General features: G+C 31.2%; 7 protein-coding genes and 2 pseudogenes. All 9 read left to right on the forward strand.

Annotated elements, in window-relative coordinates:
• Nucleotides 1-156: 156 nt before the first annotated feature.
• The 9 genes and pseudogenes from CLLU_RS17955 (at nt 157) to CLLU_RS17995 (ending at nt 5,747) form a co-directional block, all read left to right on the forward strand.
• Nucleotides 157-381: a hypothetical protein gene (locus CLLU_RS17955; RefSeq protein ID WP_242977749.1), complete on the forward strand. Its 225-nt coding sequence runs from the start codon at nt 157-159 to the stop codon at nt 379-381.
• 120 nt (nt 382-501) lie between these two features.
• Complete coding sequence (locus CLLU_RS17960; RefSeq protein ID WP_106011130.1) at nt 502-801, forward strand: hypothetical protein; 300 nt, start codon at nt 502-504, stop codon at nt 799-801.
• Between the two features lie 132 nt (nt 802-933).
• Nucleotides 934-1,362: pseudogene (locus CLLU_RS17965) on the forward strand (CPBP family intramembrane glutamic endopeptidase); the annotation flags it as partial.
• A gap of 219 nt (nt 1,363-1,581) precedes the next feature.
• A complete protein-coding gene (locus CLLU_RS17970) occupies nt 1,582-2,286 on the forward strand; it encodes an alpha/beta hydrolase (RefSeq protein WP_106011131.1) in 705 nt (234 codons plus the stop codon).
• Nucleotides 2,287-2,448: 162 nt separating this feature from the next.
• Nucleotides 2,449-3,240, forward strand: a complete 792-nt coding sequence (locus CLLU_RS17975) for a DUF1835 domain-containing protein (RefSeq protein ID WP_106011132.1) — start codon at nt 2,449-2,451, stop codon at nt 3,238-3,240.
• 19 nt (nt 3,241-3,259) lie between these two features.
• Nucleotides 3,260-3,838 (forward strand): stage II sporulation protein M, encoded by a 579-nt coding sequence (locus CLLU_RS17980; protein WP_106011133.1) that lies wholly within the window; start codon nt 3,260-3,262, stop codon nt 3,836-3,838.
• Between the two features lie 518 nt (nt 3,839-4,356).
• A pseudogene (locus tag CLLU_RS19270) lies at nt 4,357-4,470 on the forward strand (DNA alkylation repair protein); the annotation flags it as partial.
• A gap of 124 nt (nt 4,471-4,594) precedes the next feature.
• Nucleotides 4,595-4,867, forward strand: a complete 273-nt coding sequence (locus tag CLLU_RS17990; protein ID WP_106011134.1) for a ribosomal protein L7/L12 — start codon at nt 4,595-4,597, stop codon at nt 4,865-4,867.
• 532 nt (nt 4,868-5,399) lie between these two features.
• Nucleotides 5,400-5,747 (forward strand): hypothetical protein, encoded by a 348-nt coding sequence (locus CLLU_RS17995; protein WP_106011135.1) that lies wholly within the window; start codon nt 5,400-5,402, stop codon nt 5,745-5,747.
• Nucleotides 5,748-5,841 lie beyond the last annotated feature (94 nt).

A 5,841-nucleotide genomic window follows, 5' to 3' on the forward strand; every position in this document is an offset into this window, starting at 1 on the left:
TATATTAAAAGAAAAAGTTTTACTTTCAAAAGAGATTATTGACCTCATAATCGATAGTTTTATTAAGGCTTTGCCTTGTTATATCAAGGAAAAGCTATCGCTTTTCTCCTGCGAAAGTTGAGTTATTTTAATAATTGCGGGCTTCTCCGTTTAGATTTGAGAAGTGATTATGAAACAAAAGCCAATATAATAGATATTTTAAAATTGATTATTGATAAAACTTATCGATTGTTTGAATGTAATATGATAGCAACAAAGGCACTTCCTATTGCAAGCGAAAGAATAAAAGCTTTAAAGGAATTAGATTTTTCACCTACTCAAAACAAGTTGATTGGTCATGATGGGACGGAATATTCATCATATTATTTTAAAAAGAGATAAATTTCCAATTTAAGGTTGAATGTTATAAATAGTAATTTTGTAGAATTGATATAAAATTATTTTATCAATCAATAAACTGTTCTGAAGTTTATTGAGTAAGTATTTTTTGAGGTGTTTAAAGTGAGCAGAGGTATAGGAGGTGCCTGCAGAAAGGTACTCGAAGATAAAGAAACAGTTATTTATGAATATTCGGCTTATAATCTCAATGAACCTAAGCTGAAGGATGTTAGCAATATATTTGATGGTGCTATTATAATTCGAAAATCTGGATTAGTTGATTCAGAAATACATGAGAAAATAAAGAAATCCCCAAAGAGTAGAAAAAGAATTGTTATGAAAAGAATACCGGTTGATGTAGACTTTAGCAATTTGTTTTCTGAAAAGATGATAGAAATAGAAAATTGTAGTAATTGCTGGTAAAAAACTATTGAAGGATATGATATTATAGATCTTAATTTATGTTTTATGATTTTTAATGAGTATCAGAGAATAGGTTTTTTACCCGAAAGTTTAGGGTATAATGTATAAGGATTTCAAGCAAATAACTCCATATCTCTGCCTGGCAATCTTATTATCGGTGGCTTGGAGGAGGCTGGTTGGATGTACATATTGCAGCCTGGGCTTAACAAAAAATATGGCTTTATTTTATCTTCTGTTTTTACTGGAATCATTTGGATGACATGGCACAGCCCTCTTTTCTTCATTCCGGGGACGAATCACGGCGAGGGACTTATTAACTTTTGGATGTTTGCAGTTCAACTCATTGCGTTTCGGTTTTTTAACGGGGCAATCTACAAAATATCAGGAAAAGGCCGTGTGTTTATGTGCGTATTATTTCACACCATGTTTAATGCAGCATCCCCCATATTTGTCACCATGACTATGACTTGGGTGGGAACTATTACCGCAAATGCTGTGATTGTTCTTGTTTCAATTGTGACCGTTGTTCTATACCACAAAAAGAACAGGCAAATAGTGTAAGCATAATGAGAAACTGACCAAGCAGGCCGGATCATAAGGTAGGAGCTGGCCTGATTTTTGAGAATGTACATGGTTTCAAGTGCCCTCATTCCGAGTATTTGCCAGTCAATGCTTGCATAAATATAGTGGAAAGTCATTGAAATATGTGGTATGCTTTTCCATATGAAAAACTTAAATCTTATTAGATGAATTATTTATAATTTATGGGAGATAAACATCATGATAAAACATAATTTTAAAATACAAGGTATTCCAGCAATTTTGTGGGGAGAAAAATCAGATAAATTATTTATAGCAGTTCATGGTAATATGTCAAATAAGGCAGATGATAGTATTATTGTATTTGCAGAAGAAACAGCTGCAAAAGGCTATCAAGTTCTTAGTTTTGATCTACCTGAGCATGGGGAGCGTAAGGATAAGTCTTATCCCTGCAAAGTTCAAAACTGTGTTAAGGATCTTAGTATTATTATGAATTATGCAAAATCTATGTGGAGCAGCATAAGTATATTTGCCTGTAGTATGGGTGCATATTTTAGCTTACTTACATACAAACATGAATTATTGAAACAGTGTCTATTTTTATCACCTGTAGTAAATATGGAACTTATCATAAATAATATGATGGCATGTTTTAATATAACTGAAGACAACTTAAAATTAGAAAAACAAATTTGTACTCCTATAGGACAGACTCTTTACTGGGATTACTATTGTTATGTGAAAGAACATTCTGTTGATATGTGGGATACTCCTACTTCAATTCTATATGGCTCAGAGGACAGCCTATGTAAATTTGCTGTGATATCTTCATTTGCCAAACGTTTCAATTGTAATTTGGAGGTAATGGAGCATGGGGAACATTATTTTCATACCAAAGAACAATTGAAATATTTTAGGCAGTGGCTAAAATATTATGTACGATAGATAATCAAAGGTAAATTATGGTGAAAGGATTCGACTTATTGGCGAATTTATTCCTAGGTTTGAGATGGGAGATACTCTGTACCGACGTCACCACGTGTAGTAGAGTTACAAGCTCCCTCCTCTATAGGCGGCGAGTAATTGACACTAGAGGAGGTTAATTAAGTGGCAAAAGGAATAATACATATATGCTGTTCTGACAGTGCCTGGGCGGGTATGAGACATGCAGTTAAAACAGGGCTGCTGGAAGGTAAAAAAGTAGTAGGATTTTTTGACGATCTATCCAATGGTCCTATAGATAAACTCATTGAATTAAAAGAAAGAATTAATTGGTGTAAAAAAATATATATTGAAGAAAATAGCATAATTTTTGGGGAGATCCAGGAGTATTATAAAAAACTTGATGATGATCTGATGAAAATTAAAGATGAAGATATTTATATTTGGTATGGTAACAATGCAAAGGAAATTTGTGGAATGCTGTATATTCTGTCTACGATTAAAGACAAAATTCATAATTTGTATACCATAAATGTATCAGACATTACTTATAATATTGGAAAAAGAAATGAGTATACACCAAGAGCAGTAGGAGAAGTTATTTCTAAAAGATTAAGTGAATTTACAGAGATAAGGAAATTAATGGGACCTGATAGGTATTCTAGTTTAATGGCACTGTGGGAGAGACTGAAGAGAGAAAACTCAATTCTGCGTATTTGTGAAGGCAATGAAGTTAAAAGTGTTCAGTTGGACTATTTTGACAATATGATACTTCGTTATACATATAAGAAGTTTATATGCAGTGCCAGAACAGTAGGGGAAGTCATAGGCAAAGCCAAAAATTATGTATCTGATATCTTTATTTTCTGGAGAATAACAGAACTGATAAAAGAGGGCAAAATTGACTATAGAGGTAATTTAAGCCTTATGCGAGAATTAAAAATAAAAAAATCATAAAAAATGAGAGGTTTATTTTATGCTAAAAGAGTCTGGGAAATTAATAATCAGATTTTCAATTGTCACATTAGGAATCATTATAATTGCTTTTGTTGTATCCTCACTTATCCAGCCGGATATCTCTAAGTTTATTAACTGGGCGGACAATAAAGGCATAGGAACCAGTAAAACACAATTAGAAAAATTTCTTCAATATGTAATCAACAATGGAGTCAAAGTTCCACTGCAAATGTTTATTTTATCTCTTGTACCTATTCCATTTATTTACTACTTGCCTATTGCACTAACCGCAGCTGTTACAGGTTTTATTTTTTACTTACCGTTGGCACCGGATTTGCAAGGCAAAATAACAATTCCTGAGATTTTTTTAGGCATTTTACCTCATACCATAATTGAATTGTTTGCATTTTTTGTTATACTGGCGGTCCTATACAGATTTAATCAAGCGATTCGAAGTAAAGTATTTAAGAAAGTGCACGCTGAAGTTGATCTTGTTTCAGCTTTTAAGAAAGTCGTCAAATCTTATTGCTTGGTTGCATTTCCTTTGCTTATTTTGGCTGCACTAATTGAAGCATTTATTACACCACACATAGGATAACAAAATAAAAATCGCCTTCCAAACCGGGAAAATATATAATTAGAATTGTTGGCAAAAAAGCCAGCGGCCATTTTGGTATAAAAGTTGATTCAGCTAGAGACATAGATATTAAATATAATGACTTTTTGGGGTAGTATTTTGTAATTTTTTTATTTGCTGAAGTAAAATTATTTTTCATGAAATATTTTATGGAAATAAGAAAATGACAATATAAACTGAACCTTTAGAGCTTATCCCATTAACTTTTAATTGATTTATATTTACAAATTTCAGTAGAAACAGTACATTGTGAGCAGTGCTTTGCCTGTATTTAGTGGTGCCTATATGAGGCAATAGAATATGGCAGAAGTACAATCGGTGAGATACTATAAATTTCGATTTGCTTAAAAAATTATGAGAAACACACGGGAAGTGACAAGTATGACAGATAATATTGTATCCATTGCAGTCTAAACTTTCAAATCACAAATTAAGACAAGGAGAATCAATTGAATCAAAAAATACGGGAAAAAATTTTTGAGCTGGCAGTCACTTGGGCTGTGTCAATTTGTTATATAAAATTTTCCCAAAGCACAATGTTATATTTAAAGAATAATTCTTTAGATGATTTTACATATAATAAATTACTTCAGATTCCATAGCTAAAAACCCATTAAAAGGTGCAGGGTATTGTATAAAATGATATAGCCTATTTTAAATTAATCCACAGTATTAAGATTATTGCATGTTTATTATTAGAAATTAAGGAGGGGACACATGGACAATGGAATTGCTTTGGCAGGTATTGCAGTTATAGTACTTATGTGCTTAGAAATTAATCAATTACGGAGTGAAGTTAATCGCATGAATTCAAAATTAAACAGGATTTCTAAATATATTGGTATTTGTGATGAATTGAAAGAGGAAATTGTTGAAGAATTGAAAGATCTTATTTCCCAAGGAGAAAAAATTAAAGCAATTAAAAAATATAGAATGGCTACTGGAGCCGGATTAAAAGAGGCTAAGGATTATATTGATTCTTTAAGTTAGTTAAGTTAAAAGAGAGCTTCTTCCAAAATTGAGTAGTATGGTGTTTAGCACAATTAATACATAAAATGAAATTAGTACTTAATCTATTGAATAGACTAGCATTCAACCTACAGTTGGAAATCAATCAACTAATAATTTATAGAAATATGTTTCCAATCTATTTTATAATTAGTACGAATTAGAATAGATTAAGAAAGGAAATTTTATTTATGAAATTATCACAAAAACTAAAAGAATTGAGAAAAACAAGAAAAATGTTACAAGCCAGGCTATATCTAAGTGGGAAACTGGGAAAAGCTATCCTGACATTTTAAACCTTAGCGGATTGGTTTATTACAATTATTGCTTTAATAGGATTTACTTTTATTGGTAATGCAGTATATGATAAGCTTCCTAAAAGGCTGAGGACGCTTTTGAATTCTATATTTTCGTAAATGGTTTTAGCGTGGACATATTGTGAGAATTCAAACTAAGGTGATCTTTCATATATGATAATATCTATAGTATTCATTTTTCATTGAGGTGCTTAGTAGTGTCAAAAAAATATAACTATACTTTAAATGATAAAGTATTTGCTGTTATAATAGTGGCGGTAATGTGTATGAGTATAATAGCAATTCCGACAATCATATTTTGTAAAGGAATATTGGCAATGTCGAAGACAAACTTAATAATAATTAATGGAACTAATAAATTTGAAATCATAATGACTATAATAAAATTCATGATATTAACGTTAGTAATAATTACCGTTGTTGATCTAATTTTTAGTTCAGTTCTGGAGAAAAAAAGTGGAATAAAGCAGAACGTGATGGAACTTATACTCATGTATTTAGTTTTTCTATTATATAGAGGGCGTCCACAGATTTGTGTAAAATAGAATAGACGGGATAAAATTTAATTGGAAATTACTATAGGAATATGAGCCTGTAGTAATTTTTATTTTTTAGGGAATAACTAATAATAGCGTGTTA

Origin of the sequence: Clostridium luticellarii (assembly GCF_002995845.1) — a bacterium.
In the GTDB taxonomy this organism is placed as follows: Bacteria; Bacillota; Clostridia; order Clostridiales; family Clostridiaceae; genus Clostridium_B; species Clostridium_B luticellarii.

Bases quoted from the DNA above. Each gene is read 5' to 3' on its own strand.
- CLLU_RS17970 (WP_106011131.1), top strand. From the start codon at position 1,582: ATGATAAAACATAATTTTAAAATACAAGGTATTCCAGCAATTTTGTGG.
- CLLU_RS17990 (WP_106011134.1), top strand. From the start codon at position 4,595: ATGGACAATGGAATTGCTTTGGCAGGTATTGCAGTTATAGTACTTATG.
- CLLU_RS17980 (WP_106011133.1), top strand. From the start codon at position 3,260: ATGCTAAAAGAGTCTGGGAAATTAATAATCAGATTTTCAATTGTCACA.